The sequence below is a fragment of the Micromonospora sp. U56 genome (assembly GCF_018070095.1).
Taxonomy (GTDB): Bacteria; Actinomycetota; Actinomycetes; order Mycobacteriales; family Micromonosporaceae; genus Micromonospora; species Micromonospora purpureochromogenes.
Window position 1 is genome coordinate 17,819 of sequence record NZ_JAGPYL010000083.1, and the last position, 12,175, is coordinate 29,993.

The window sequence follows — 12,175 nt, forward strand, 5'->3', positions numbered from 1 at the left end:
GCCCCACCGGCCGCTGGTTGCAGGTGCCTCCGTTACCGGGCCGTGCCCGGCGGGATCGACGAGTAGGTGTCGTCGTAGTAACCGCCGAGCTTGTCCCGGTACGCCGGGTCCGTGTCGGTCGTCTCGTCGTACTCGGGCGCGGCCTTGATCTGGTCCTTGCTCCGGTCGACGTAGACCTTCCGCTCGTCGTGGTCGACGTGGTTGACGGTGCCGGCCGGCAGCATGACCTTCTTGCCGAAGATCCACGGACCGGTGTCCACCACGAGGAAACTGGAGTTCACCTCGTGGCTGGCCCGGTCCACCTTGCCGATACCGCCGTCACTCGCCTCCACCTTGTAGCCGGCCAGGTCGACACCGGTCACCCTGGCGTCGTCCCGGTAGCTCCACGGATCGAAACGCCCCGCGGGCGCGCCGCCCGCGAAGGCGCCCTGACCACCCTGGGTCAGCGGATCCGGCGTCCCGTGGGTCGTTCGAGGGTCGAGCCGCTCCATGGCGTCAACACTCCCTTTCTCGACTTTCTCGGGGGATTTGCCTGTCGGATCCCTACCTACCCGGTTGCGGAGATCGGTACACCCACCGGCTCAGGCCAGCGCGGCCTGCGCGTCGAGAGCCACCGCGGCGGCGTGCACGACGGCGGCGATGCGCAGCCCCTCGTGCACCTGCTCCCGGGTGAACCCGGCACCACGCAGCGCCTTCTCGTGCGACTCCAGGCAGACGCCGCAGCCGGTGATCGCCGAGACGGCGAGGCACCACAGCTCGAAGTCGCCCTTGTCCACGCCCGGCCGGGCGATGATCTGCATCCGCAGCCGGGCCGGCATCGAGGCGTACTGGTCGTCGCCGATCAGGTGCTTGGCGCGGTAGTAGACGTTGTTCATCGCCATGATGGTGGCGGCGCCCTTGGCGGCCTCGATCGCCTCCGGCGTGAGGTGGGCGGTCGCCTCCTCGGCGATCTCCTTCAGCACGACCGGGTTGCGCGCCGCGACCGCGCAGGCCAGGGCGGTGCCCCAGGCCTGCTCCGGCTTGAGGGTCGAGGTGCCGACGGTCGAGCCGAGGTTGAGCTTGATGTCCTTGGCGTACTCGGGCAGAGCCGCCTTGACCGCGTCCAGACCCATCTCAGGCACCGGCGCCGGCGAGCAGCGCGTTGGCGTCCAGGGTCTCGCCGCCCTTGTTCCAGTTGCACGGGCACAGCTCGTCGGTCTGCAGGGCGTCGAGCACCCGCAGCACCTCGGAGACGTTGCGGCCGACCGAGCCGGCGGTGACCATGGCGAACTGGATCTCGTTGTCCGGGTCGACGATGAAGGTGGCCCGCTGCGCCACGCCGTCCTCGCCGAGCACGCCGCAGTCGGCGGTCAGCTCGCGCTTGATGTCGCTGAGCATCGGGAAGGGCAGCTCGCGCAGGTCCGGGTGGTCCTTGCGCCAGGCGTAGTGGACGAACTCGTTGTCCACCGAGACGCCGAGCACCTGGGCGTCGCGGTCGGCGAACTCGCCGTTGAGGCGGCCGAACTCGGCGATCTCCGTCGGGCAGATGAAGGTGAAGTCCTTCGGCCAGAAGAAGACCACCCGCCACTTGCCCTCGTGGGACTTGTGGTTGATGGTCTCGAACGCCTTGTCGGCGTCCAGCGAGACGCAGGCGGTGAGTTCGTACTCAGGGAAGCGGTCACCGACAGTGAGCACGGGTCCTCCTTGGCAGCGGTTGTCAACGGCGCGGGGCCGGTAACTTGATCGGTTCCAGATACTTCCGCAGCGTTGTTTCCGCCTGGTGGCGGCCGGGTGACTTGTGAAGTCGATCACCAGCGGCGCGTTCCGCCCGGGTCACGGTGATTGATCAGGCATTCGCCACCCTGGGTCACCGTCCCGAAATGTGGATTGTGCCTCCCAAAACCGGGGGTGGGGTGGCAGAGTGGCGACCGTGACCAGCACCGTCCTGATTATTGGCAGCTAGCGCGCCGGCTTCCCCTCCGCCGAGCGCGCAGACCTCCCGCATCCGCGGGGGGTCTTTTTGTTGCTCCCCCGCCCGAGGTCCGTGAGGAAGGCACTCCCATGACGTTCCAGGTGTACGACACGACGCTGCGCGACGGTGCCCAGCGTGAGGGGCTCAGCTACTCGGTGGTCGACAAGCTGGCCGTGGCGCGGCTCCTCGACGAGTTCGGGGTGGGCTTCATCGAGGGCGGGTGGCCGGGCGCGGTGCCGAAGGACACCGAGTTCTTCCGCCGGGCACGGACCGAGCTGGACCTGCGGCATGCCGTCCTGGTCGCCTTCGGCGCCACCCGCCGGGCCGGGGTGCCGGTGGCGGCCGACCCGCAGGTGCGCGGGCTGCTCGACGCCGAGACCCCGGCGGTCGCCCTGGTCGCGAAGGCCGACCTCCGCCACGTCGAGCGGGCGCTGCGCACCACCGGCCCGGAGAACCTGGCGATGATCCGCGACACCGTCGCCCACCTGGTCGCGCAGGGCCGGCGGGTCTTCGTCGACGGCGAGCACTTCTTCGACGGCTACCGGCACGACCCGGCGTACGGCGCGGCGGTGGTCGAGACGGCGCTCGCCGCCGGCGCCGAGCGGTTCGTGCTCTGCGACACCAACGGCGGGATGCTGCCGTCCATGGTGACCGCCGCGATCGCCGACCTGACCGCGCGCACCGGCATCGCACCGGAGCTGTTCGGCATGCACGCCCAGAACGACACCGCCTGCGCGGTGGCCAACACCGTCGCCGCCGTCGAGGCCGGGGTCCGCCACGTCCAGGGCACCGCCAACGGGTACGGCGAGCGCCCCGGCAACGCCGACATCTTCGCGGTCGTCGCCAACCTCCAGCTCAAGCTCGGGCTGCCCGTCCTACCCGAGGGCTGCCTGGAGCAGATGGTGCGGGTCGCGCACGCCATCGCCGAGATCGCCAACATCGCCCCCGACACCCACCAGGCGTACGCCGGGGCCGCCGCCTTCGCCCACAAGGCCGGGCTGCACGCGAGCGCGATCAAGGTCGACCCGTTGCTCTACAACCACGTGGACCCGTCGGTGGTGGGCAACGACATGCGGATCCTGGTGACCGAGATGGCCGGCCGGGCCAGCGTCGAGCTCAAGAGCCGCGAGCTGGGCCTGGACCTGGCCGGCCATCCGGAGGCGCTGTCGAAGGTCACCAGCCGGGTCAAGGAGCTGGAGGCGAGCGGCTGGTCGTTCGAGGCGGCCGACGCCTCGTTCGAGCTGCTGGTCCGCTCGGAGCTGCCGGACGCCGCGCCGCCCCGGCCGTTCGCGCTGGAGTCCTACCGGGTGCTGGTCGAGCACCGCGAGGACGGCGCGGTGGTCTCCGAGGCCACCGTGAAGATCCGGGTACGCGGCGAGCGGGTGATCGCGACCGCCGAGGGGAACGGCCCGATCAACGCCCTCGACGAGGCGCTGCGCGTCGGCCTGTCCCGGCACTACCCGGAGCTGCGCGACTTCGAGCTGGCCGACTACAAGGTGCGCATCCTGGAGGGCAGCCACGGCACCGGCGCGGTGACCCGGGTGCTGCTGGAGACCGCGGACGGTACCGGCCGCGACTGGACCACCGTCGGCGTGCACCCGAACGTGGTCGAGGCGAGCTGGCACGCACTGGTCGACGCGCTCACCTACGGCCTGGACCGCGCCCGGGTCTGAGTCCCGAGCCGGTCGGGCCGGGCGGCGTCGGGCGGGTCGGGGCCCGCCGGGGTCAGGCCGTCGGCAGGCGCAGCTCGGCCAGCACCGCGCGGTGGTCGCTGCCGGGCACCGGGTGCACGGCGACGGACCGGACGGCGATCCGCCGGTCGACCAGCACGTGGTCGATGGTGACCGGCGGGATGAGGTCGCCGTCGTACGGGCCCCAGGTGCCGGCGAACCCCGCCCCGGCGGCGTCGGCCGCGTCGACGTACCCGGTGGCCAGCAGCGCGCGCAGCGGGGCGTGGTCGAGGGTGGCGTTGAAGTCGCCGGCGAGGATGCGCAGCGGCCCGTCCGGGGTGGCCGGGGGCTGCGCCCGCAGGTCGGTGAACCACTCGTCGACCGCGGCGACCGCGTACGGCGCGGCCGGGTGCGTCGACTCGACCCGCACCGGGGGCGCCCCCGGCACCGTCACGACGGCGTACGCCTGGGTGAACTGGAAGCCGGCGTTGCGCCGGAAGCCCCCCTCGGTGAGCGGGAGCCGCGAGTAGAGGGCGGAGCCGGTGGTGCCGACCTCCGGGGTGAGCTGCTGGTGGGGCAGCAGCCGGGTCAGGCCCTGCCGGTCGAGCGCGTCGCGGGCCGCCGGCGTGAACTCCTGCACGGCCAGCAGGTCCACCCGGTGCCGCCGCACCAGCTCCACCACCGTCCGCGCGTCGGCACCGCCCTTGAGCAGGTTGGCGGTGAGCACCCGCAGCACCGGCCCGCCGGCCGCCGGCTGGTCGGCGGCGACCGCCCGGGGGACCACCGCGCCGAGCAGCACCAGCGCCACCACGGCCGCGGCCACCGCCGGCCCGCGGCGCCGCAGGGCGAGCGCCAGCACCAGCGGGACCAGGCTCCAGGCCGCGACGTACGGGGTGAAGGCGACCGCCTGCACCAGCGGCCCGCGCTCCAGCCCGGCGAGGCGGACCAGCGCCCAGGCGGCACCGGGCACGACCGCCAGCCAGCAGAGCAGGGCGCGTACCGGCGGTCGGGTCCGGGCCGGCAGCTCCGTGGTGATCATGAACGTCAGACTAGCGCTCACGCCCGCGCCGCAAGGCCCCCGACCCGTTTCATGAATGGTGCAGCCCTCGCCTCTCGCAATTACGGCAATCATCCGGAATGAATGCGCAGCGCGTTGATCGACTATTGACGCTCGGCTTTTTCCGGTGCTACCTTCCTCCTGGTTGTGGCGCCACAACACAGCGTAGTAACCCCAGCTCAAGCCGGGTAGAAAGCGTTGAGGAGTCAACGTTTCAGGTGCGGTCGAAAGTGTATTGCTTTCGTCAACCCGGCCCGTCCGGCAACAATCATCCGGCTCGCCCAAAAAGCGGGTCGGCCGTATCGCCACGGTCAGAAAAAGGGGAGACCTGTCATGACCACATTCTTCAGGCGCAAGGCGGCGGCGGTGACGCTCGGCGTCCTGGCGCTCACCCTGGCCGGCGGGGGAACCGCCGCCGCCCAGCCGACGACCAGGGCCGGGGCGGAGGTCGGCCAGCCCGGCGTCCGGCAGCCCGGCGGCAACACCCAGCCGCCGGTCTCGGCCGCCGACGCGCGCAAGGCCAAGGCCTCGATGCAGCAGGGTGCCACCCTGGCCGCCCCGCCGGGGGCCGGCGCCGTCGCCTTCGCCGTCGTCGCCGCCAACGGGACGCTGCTCCAGCACTCCGCCAACGTCGTGTCCACCACCAAGTACGGCCCGGGCCAGTACCAGGTGCTGCTCGACTACAACGTCGTGCTGAAGGCGCACGTGGCGACCATCGGCACGAACGACCCGAACAACGTCCCGCCCAGTGGCCAGGTCGCGGTCGCGCCGCGCTACCAGACCCCCAACGCGGTCTTCGTCCAGACCCGGACCTCCGGTGGCTCAGCGGCCGACCGCCCGTTCCACCTGGTCGTCGCCAACTGAGCACCGCCGGCTACGGTGCCGGCCCTCACGTGGGGGTCGGCACCGTCTGGTGTGGAACGCACCGTCGCCGCCCGCTAACGAGGTAACGGGTGGCTCGTCCCGCTCCGGGTGGGAAAGGGCCTGCCAGGGGGTGATATTCCGACGTTTGCCTGCCCGGTACCCCGGGAAGCAAGCACCGTGACGGACATCTCGGACACCCTGGCCAGCCTGCCCAGCCCGGCCGATCCCGACGCGGCGGCCACCGAGCTGGAACAGACCCTCTTTGAGGTCAGGCGCGTGATCGTCGGGCAGGATCGGCTCGTCGAGCGCCTGCTCACCGCACTGATCGCCGACGGGCACTGCCTGCTGGAGGGCGTACCCGGCGTGGCGAAGACCCTCGCCGCGCACACCCTCGCCACCGTTGTCGGCGGCACCTTCTCCCGGATCCAGTTCACCCCCGATCTGGTTCCCTCCGACATCGTCGGTACCCGCATCTACCGGGCGTCGAAGGAGAGCTTCGACGTCGAGCTGGGCCCGATCATGGCCAACCTGGTGCTGGCCGACGAGATCAACCGGGCCCCGGCCAAGGTGCAGTCCGCCCTGCTGGAGGCGATGGCCGAGCGCCAGGTCTCCATCGGCGGCCGGAGCTGGCCGGTGCCGGTGCCGTTCCTGGTGCTCGCGACCCAGAACCCGATCGAGTCCGAGGGGGTCTACCAGCTCCCCGAGGCGCAGCGCGACCGGTTCCTCATGAAGATCGTCGTGGACTACCCGAGCGACGCCGACGAGCTGGCCATCCTCTACCGGATGAGCACCGACCGGCCCCGCGCCCACCAGGTGCTCGACCCGGGCCGGCTGCGCGGGCTGCAACAGCGCGCCGAGCACGTCTTCGTGCACCACGCGCTCGCCGAGTACGTCGTCCGCCTCATCCTCGCCACCCGCGACCCGGGCCGCTTCGGGCTGCCGGAGATCGCCCCGATGCTGGCGTACGGGGCGAGCCCCCGGGCCACCCTCGGCCTGGTCGCCGCGGCCCGCGCCCAGGCGCTGCTGCGCGGCCGGGAGTACGTGCTGCCGGAGGACGTCCGCGATCTCGCCGTCGACGTGCTGGCCCACCGGCTGGTGCTCTCCTTCGACGCGGTGGCCGACGGGGTGTCGCCCGAGGCGCTGGTGCACCGGCTGGTGCAGGCGGTGCCCCCGCCCGTGCTGGCCACCGGGATGCCCGAGCACGCCGCCGACCTGGCTGCCGCATGAGGCGCCGCACCGCGCCGGCGCCCGCCGGACCGGGCCTGGCCGACCTCGCCGGGGACCAGCGGCTGCGCCGGCTGGAACTGACCGTCACCCGTCGACTGGACGGGCTGCTCCAGGGCCAGCACCGGGGTCTGCTGCCCGGGCCGGGCAGCGAGATCGCCGGCAGCCGGGAGTACCGCCCCGGCGAGGACGAGGTGCGCCGGATGGACTGGGCGGTGACCGCCCGCACCACCGTGCCGCACGTCCGCGAGGTCGACGCCGACCGGGAACTGAGCACCTGGCTGCTGGTGGACGCCAGCCCCAGCATGGAGTTCGGCACCGCCGAACTGGACAAGCGGGAGCTGTCGGTGGCCGCCGTCGCGGCGATCGGCTTCCTCACCGCCGGCACCGGCAACCGGCTCGGCGCGCAGCTGCTCACCTCGAGCGGGCTGCGCCGCTTCCCGGCACGCAGCGGCCGTACCCATCTGCTGGGCGTGCTCCGCGCGCTGCTGGCCGCGCCGCGCACCGGCGACCACGACGAGCGGACGGAACCGCCCGACCCACCCGACCTGGCGGCGGCGCTCGCGGCCGTGCAGCGGGTCGCCACCCGGCGCGGCCTGGCCGTGGTGGTCTCCGACTTCCTCGACGGCCTGCCGGAGCACCACGACGAGCCCACCGCCTGGGAACCGGCGCTGCGCCGCCTCGCCGCCCGGCACCAGGTGCTCGCGGTCGAGATCACCGACCCGCGCGAGCTGGAACTGCCCGACGTCGGCCTGATCACGCTCGTCTGCCCGGAGACCGGCCGGCGGCGGGAGGTCTGGACCGGCGACGAGGCGCTGCGCCGGCGCTACGCCAGCGCGGCGGCCGCCCAGCGCGAGCAGGTACGCCGGGCGCTGCGCCGCTCCGGCGCCACCCACCTGCCGCTGCGCACCGACCGGGACTGGACCGCCGACGTGGTACGGCACGTGCACGCGCAGCGTCGCCTGGCCGCCGCGCCGGCCGCCGCCCGGGGAGGTGTCGCGTGACCTGGCAGTCGCCCGCCCGGCTCCTGCTGCTGCTCGGCGTGTTCGCGCTGGCCGGCGGCTACCTGCTCGCCCAGCGCCGGCGCAGCCGGTACGCGGTGCGTTTCACCAACCTCCGGCTGCTCGACCGGGTCGCGCCGACCCGGCCGGCCTGGCGGCGGCACGTGCCGGCCGGTCTCTTCCTGGCCATGCTGGCGCTGCTGGTGGTCGGCTTCGCCCGGCCGACGGCCGAGGTACGGGTGCCCCGCGAACGGGCCACCGTCATGGTCGCCGTCGACGTCTCCACCTCGATGCTCGCCACCGACGTGGAACCGGACCGGCTCGCCGCCGCCAAGCAGGCGGCCCGGCGGTTCGTCGACGGCCTGCCCGACGAGTTCAACGTCGGCCTGGTCGCGTTCGCCGGCAGCGCGGCGGTGGTGGTGCCGCCCGGCACCGACCGGGAGGCGCTGCACGAGGGGATCGACCGGCTCGCCGAGGGCATCACCGGGGTGCAGGGCACCGCGATCGGCGAGGCGATCAGCGCCTCGCTCGGCGCGGTCAAGAGCCTGGACTCCACGGCGGCGAAGAAGCCACCGCCGGCCCGGGTCATCCTGCTCTCCGACGGGGCGAACACCTCCGGCATGGACCCGATGGAGGCCGCCGCCGCGGCCGTGGCGGCCAAGGTGCCGGTGCACACCATCTCCTTCGGCACCCCCGGCGGGTTCGTCGACCGGGGCGGCCGGCCGATCCAGGTGCCGGTCGACGGGCAGACCCTCAAGGCGGTCGCCGAGGACACCGGGGGTGGCTTCCACGAGGCGGGCAACAGCGCGGAACTGCGCAAGGTCTACGAGGACATCGGCTCGTCGGTCGGCTACCGCACCGAACGCCAGGACATCTCCGCCCGGTTCATCGGCCTCGGGCTGATGTTCGCGATGGGCGCCGCGGCCGGGTCGATGCGGTGGTTCTCCCGCCTGCCCTGAGCCCGCCGAAGCGACAGTGAGGAGCGCACGCATGGCAGTGCAGACCGGACTGGGCGAGCCCCGGGGACCGTGGTTCGTCTCGCCCGAGCTGGGACCGGACGGGCGGCCCCGGTGGGACGTACCGGGGGCGGGGGAGGACCCGTCGCGGCGCCGCTGGCGCGGCCGGCTGCTGACGGCGGCGGCGGTGGTGGCCCTCTCTACCGTCTCCGGCGCGGCGGCCGGTGGCTGGGTGGCCGGCCGGGACGGCGGTGCGGGGCCCTCGGCGGCGTCCGCCGCGCCGGTGCCGGCCGAGCTGGTGACCGCGGCGCAGAAGACCGTGCCGGGCGTGGTGTCGGTGATGGTCGGCGGCGGCGCCGCCAGTTCGGCGTCCGGCTCCGGGTTCGCCATCGACAACCAGCAGCACATCGTCACCAACGACCACATCCTGGCCAAGGGCGGTGGCGGCGAGGTGACCGTGGAGCTCTCCGACGGCCGGCGGTACGCCGCCGAGGTGGTGGGCCGGGAGCCGGGCAGCGACCTGGCGGTGCTCCGGGTGCCGGCGGTCGCCGGGCTGGCACCGCTGCCGCTGGCCAAGCCGCGCTCCACCAAGGTCGGTGAGCCGGTGCTGGCGGTCGGCTCGCCGCTCGGCCTGGCCGGGACGGTCACCGCCGGCATCGTCAGCGCCCTCGACCGCCAGGTACGCCTCGGCACCACCCGGCGCAGCGCGGTGCAGACCGACGCCTCGATCAACCCGGGCAACTCGGGAGGGCCGCTGGTCAACGCCCGGGGGGAGGTGGTCGGGGTGAACACCGCGATCGCCACCATCGACGGCAACGGCTCGATCGGCATCGGGTTCGCCATCCCGATCGAGCAGGTGCAGCAGACCGCCGACACCATCATCGGCAAAGGCGGCTGAGTCGGGCGCGCCCAGGACGCGGCGGTCGTAACGGTAAAACTGTCGGATTCCTGGCGAGGAACCATCGGGCCATAGAAATATCACGCTGAGTATGGATACTGACATGGGTGGAGCGATCACTCATGGCGGTCCTGCTGGCGATCGGTGTTCTGGTTGGCGGCGTGATGGGCGCGGCCTACGCCCGCGCGCGTCGTGGGTGGAGGGATTATCAGGTCACCAAGGACAGTGTGCCTGGCCTGCGTCGGGCTGCGTGGCTGCTGATCAGACTGGCCGCGACCAAGGTCGGCGTGGTTGCGCTGCTGCTCGTCGGGGCGGTCGCGTACGCCGCCGTCGGCCCCGACCACGAGCGGGCGGAACCGGCGCCCAGCCCGTCGCCGAGCTCGTCCGCCACCCACGGTGCCCCGAAGGGGCGCTAGCCTCGGGGCGTGGACGACGGACTGCGGGTGACCGACCGGTGGATCGTGCCCGCCGCCGAGCTGCGGGAACGGTTCTCCCGCTCGTCGGGGCCGGGCGGGCAGGGGGTCAACACCGCCGACTCCCGGGTGGAGTTGAGCTTCGACCTGGCCGCCTCGCCCAGCCTGCCGCCGGCGCTGCGGGCGCGGGCGCTGGAACGGCTGGCCGGCCGCCTGGTCGACGGGGTGGTGACCATCGCCGCCAGCGAGCACCGCGCCCAGCTCGCCAACCGGGAGGCGGCCCGGGAGCGGCTGACCGCACTGCTGCGCGAGGCCGTCGCGCCGCCGCCACCGGCCCGGCGGCCGACCCGCCCGTCGCGCGGCGCCAAGGAACGCCGGCTGGCGGAGAAGAAGCGCCAGTCGCAACGCAAGCGGGACCGCCGGGTCGACGGGGACTGAGCGGTAAATCCGGTGTGCCCGCGGGGAAGCGGTGCCTAGGCTGCCAGCATGTCCACCGACACCCTCGTCACGCTGCACGGTCGTTCGCTGCTCGCCTGCGCCCCCGACGGGCCTCGGCTGTGCGGGGGCGGCGACGCGCTGGACGTGATCGGCGAGGCGCTCGGCCAGCGGGCGGAGCTGGTGGTGCTGCCGGTACGGCGGCTCGCCGACGAGTTCTTCACGCTGCGCTCCGGGGTGGCCGGTGAGCTGGTGCAGAAGTTCGTCAACTACCGGCTGCCGGTGGTGGTGGTCGGCGACATCTCCGCGCACGTCGCGCGCAGCACCGCCCTGCGGGACTTCGTCACCGAGTCCAACCGCGGTCGCCAGCTCTGGTTCGTCGAGACGATGGCGGAGCTGGAGGAGCGGCTGCGCCCGGCGGCGTGAACCGGCCGGTGCCCGACTGACTGGCGGCAGGGCGTCCAGCCGCGGTCAGGCGACGGCGTCGAGGGCGGTCAGCAGGCGGGAGCGCAGCGCGGCGGCCCGCTCGGCGAAGCCGCGCTGGGCGGCGGCGTACTCGGCCCGGCCCTCCGGCGTCTCCACCCGCACCGGCGGATAGCCGAGCGCGGCCAGGTCGTACGGGCTGGCCCGCATGTCCAGCGCCCGGATCTCCCTGGCCAGCGCGAAGCAGTCCGCCACCAGCTCGGAGGCGACCAGCGGCGACAGCTTGTACGACCACTTGTAGAGATCCATGTTGGCGTGCAGGCAGCCGGGCTGCTCCAGCGCGTGCTGACTCTCCCGGGTCGGGTTGAGCAGGTTCAACGGCCGGGCCGGCGCGGTGAAGAACCGGTACGCGTCGAAGTGGCTGCACCGTACGCCCCGCTCCTCGACCACCGCGGCGGTGCGCTCCGGGCTCAGCCGCAGCGGCCAGGAGTTGTGCCGGACCTCCTCCTGGGTCTGCCGGTAGACCATCGCCCACTCGTGCATGCCGAAGCAGCCGAGGTGTGCCGGCCGGCCGGCGGTCGCGGCCAGCAGGTCGCGGATCCAGGCGATCGACTCGGCGCGCCGGGCGCGTACCCGATCGGTGTCGAGGCTGACCCCGGCGGCGTCGGCGCGGTAGTCCGGGCCGAACTCGGCCGGCTCCACGTCGCGCAGCAGCACCCCCGCGCCCGGGTGCCAGCGGCGCAGCTGGGCCGGCCGGTGCGAGTAGTAGGTGAAGAGGAAGTCCTCGACCGGGTGCCGGCCGCCGCTGCGCCGGCGGGCCAGGTGCGGCGCCAGCCACGCGTCGACCCGGGCGACGTGCGCGGCCCGCCGGGCCTGCCAGTCGGCCGCGTCGTGGGCGGCGGGTGCGAGGGCGGCGGTCACGGACCCAAGGGTACGACCGCCGCCCGGCCGCCGGTCAGGGCACGTCCACCCGGACCCCGGCGGAGAAGACCCCGCTGCGCAGCTCCAGCTGCTTCGGCTTCTGCGGCCCCTTGAGCGTGAACACCAGCGGCAGCACCACCCGGTTGCCGGCCGCGACCGGCTGGGCGAAGACGTCCCGGCCCAGGTTCGCCAGCCGGGTGGCCGGCTCGTCGGTGCTGACCCAGTTGCCCCCGGGCAGGTAGGCGCGCTGGAGTTCGCCGTGCCACGCCTGCTGCTCGGGCGTGAGGTTGCGCACTCCGACGGTCGCGTGGCACCGGCGGCCCGTCCCGCCGGCCGTCTCGCAGGCCACCCGGTAGACGGTG

The 12,175-nt window shown here is 73.4% G+C and carries 14 protein-coding genes and 1 pseudogene; 9 read left to right on the top strand and 6 right to left on the bottom strand.

Annotation, left to right across the window (positions count from 1 at the left end; genetic code table 11):
* Positions 1-32: 32 nt before the first annotated feature.
* From KBX37_RS23975 to KBX37_RS23985, 3 genes are all read right to left on the bottom strand, one after another.
* Positions 33-491, bottom strand: a complete 459-nt coding sequence (locus KBX37_RS23975; protein ID WP_210778164.1) for a PRC-barrel domain containing protein — start codon at positions 489-491, stop codon at positions 33-35.
* Positions 492-581: 90 nt separating this feature from the next.
* A complete protein-coding gene (locus tag KBX37_RS23980; RefSeq protein WP_210778165.1) occupies positions 582-1,112 on the bottom strand; it encodes a carboxymuconolactone decarboxylase family protein in 531 nt (176 codons plus the stop codon).
* 1 nt (position 1,113) lies between these two features.
* Positions 1,114-1,674, bottom strand: a complete 561-nt coding sequence (locus KBX37_RS23985; RefSeq protein WP_210778166.1) for a peroxiredoxin — start codon at positions 1,672-1,674, stop codon at positions 1,114-1,116.
* Between the two features lie 366 nt (positions 1,675-2,040).
* On the opposite strand from KBX37_RS23985, the gene cimA reads away from it, so the two are divergent.
* On the top strand, positions 2,041-3,624 hold the full coding sequence (cimA, locus tag KBX37_RS23990; RefSeq protein WP_210778167.1) for a citramalate synthase: 1,584 nt from the start codon (positions 2,041-2,043) through the stop codon (positions 3,622-3,624).
* Between the two features lie 52 nt (positions 3,625-3,676).
* On the opposite strand, the gene KBX37_RS23995 is transcribed toward cimA, so the two are convergent.
* Positions 3,677-4,660: an endonuclease/exonuclease/phosphatase family protein gene (locus KBX37_RS23995; RefSeq protein ID WP_210778168.1), complete on the bottom strand. Its 984-nt coding sequence runs from the start codon at positions 4,658-4,660 to the stop codon at positions 3,677-3,679.
* Between the two features lie 351 nt (positions 4,661-5,011).
* Here KBX37_RS23995 and KBX37_RS24000 point away from each other — a divergent pair, with 351 nt between their 5' ends.
* From KBX37_RS24000 to KBX37_RS24035, 8 genes are all read left to right on the top strand, one after another.
* Positions 5,012-5,542: a hypothetical protein gene (locus KBX37_RS24000; protein WP_210778169.1), complete on the top strand. Its 531-nt coding sequence runs from the start codon at positions 5,012-5,014 to the stop codon at positions 5,540-5,542.
* 177 nt (positions 5,543-5,719) lie between these two features.
* Complete coding sequence (locus KBX37_RS24005; protein ID WP_210778170.1) at positions 5,720-6,769, top strand: MoxR family ATPase; 1,050 nt, start codon at positions 5,720-5,722, stop codon at positions 6,767-6,769.
* On the top strand, positions 6,766-7,770 hold the full coding sequence (locus KBX37_RS24010) for a DUF58 domain-containing protein (RefSeq protein WP_210778171.1): 1,005 nt from the start codon (positions 6,766-6,768) through the stop codon (positions 7,768-7,770). The genes KBX37_RS24005 and KBX37_RS24010 overlap by 4 nt, the downstream gene beginning before the upstream one ends.
* Positions 7,767-8,726, top strand: a complete 960-nt coding sequence (locus tag KBX37_RS24015) for a VWA domain-containing protein (protein ID WP_210778172.1) — start codon at positions 7,767-7,769, stop codon at positions 8,724-8,726. Before KBX37_RS24010 ends, KBX37_RS24015 begins: the two co-directional genes overlap by 4 nt.
* Positions 8,727-8,757: 31 nt before the next feature.
* A complete protein-coding gene (locus tag KBX37_RS24020; protein WP_210778173.1) occupies positions 8,758-9,621 on the top strand; it encodes a S1C family serine protease in 864 nt (287 codons plus the stop codon).
* A gap of 122 nt (positions 9,622-9,743) precedes the next feature.
* The gene (locus KBX37_RS24025; RefSeq protein ID WP_247658772.1) at positions 9,744-10,037 is read left to right on the top strand and encodes a hypothetical protein; all 294 of its coding nucleotides are present in this window, start codon (positions 9,744-9,746) and stop codon (positions 10,035-10,037) included.
* 9 nt (positions 10,038-10,046) lie between these two features.
* Positions 10,047-10,472: an alternative ribosome rescue aminoacyl-tRNA hydrolase ArfB gene (gene arfB, locus KBX37_RS24030; RefSeq protein WP_210778175.1), complete on the top strand. Its 426-nt coding sequence runs from the start codon at positions 10,047-10,049 to the stop codon at positions 10,470-10,472.
* 48 nt (positions 10,473-10,520) lie between these two features.
* Positions 10,521-10,895, top strand: a complete 375-nt coding sequence (locus tag KBX37_RS24035; protein ID WP_210778176.1) for a DUF4180 domain-containing protein — start codon at positions 10,521-10,523, stop codon at positions 10,893-10,895.
* A gap of 45 nt (positions 10,896-10,940) precedes the next feature.
* Here KBX37_RS24035 and KBX37_RS24040 read toward each other — a convergent pair whose 3' ends face one another.
* Together KBX37_RS24040 and KBX37_RS24045 are read right to left on the bottom strand one after the other, a co-directional pair.
* Positions 10,941-11,813 (bottom strand): 3-methyladenine DNA glycosylase, encoded by an 873-nt coding sequence (locus KBX37_RS24040; protein WP_210778177.1) that lies wholly within the window; start codon positions 11,811-11,813, stop codon positions 10,941-10,943.
* A gap of 34 nt (positions 11,814-11,847) precedes the next feature.
* Positions 11,848-12,175, bottom strand: a pseudogene (locus tag KBX37_RS24045) (hypothetical protein); the annotation flags it as partial.

Excerpts from the sequence above, each read along its gene's own strand:
- KBX37_RS23980 (WP_210778165.1), bottom strand. The coding sequence starts at position 1,112 with ATGGGTCTGGACGCGGTCAAGGCGGCTCTGCCCGAGTACGCCAAGGAC.
- KBX37_RS24025 (WP_247658772.1), top strand. The coding sequence starts at position 9,744 with ATGGCGGTCCTGCTGGCGATCGGTGTTCTGGTTGGCGGCGTGATGGGC.
- KBX37_RS24035 (WP_210778176.1), top strand. The coding sequence starts at position 10,521 with ATGTCCACCGACACCCTCGTCACGCTGCACGGTCGTTCGCTGCTCGCC.
- KBX37_RS24020 (WP_210778173.1), top strand. The coding sequence starts at position 8,758 with ATGGCAGTGCAGACCGGACTGGGCGAGCCCCGGGGACCGTGGTTCGTC.
- KBX37_RS24010 (WP_210778171.1), top strand. The coding sequence starts at position 6,766 with ATGAGGCGCCGCACCGCGCCGGCGCCCGCCGGACCGGGCCTGGCCGAC.
- cimA (WP_210778167.1), top strand. The coding sequence starts at position 2,041 with ATGACGTTCCAGGTGTACGACACGACGCTGCGCGACGGTGCCCAGCGT.
- KBX37_RS23975 (WP_210778164.1), bottom strand. The coding sequence starts at position 491 with ATGGAGCGGCTCGACCCTCGAACGACCCACGGGACGCCGGATCCGCTG.
- KBX37_RS24000 (WP_210778169.1), top strand. The coding sequence starts at position 5,012 with ATGACCACATTCTTCAGGCGCAAGGCGGCGGCGGTGACGCTCGGCGTC.
- KBX37_RS23995 (WP_210778168.1), bottom strand. The coding sequence starts at position 4,660 with ATGATCACCACGGAGCTGCCGGCCCGGACCCGACCGCCGGTACGCGCC.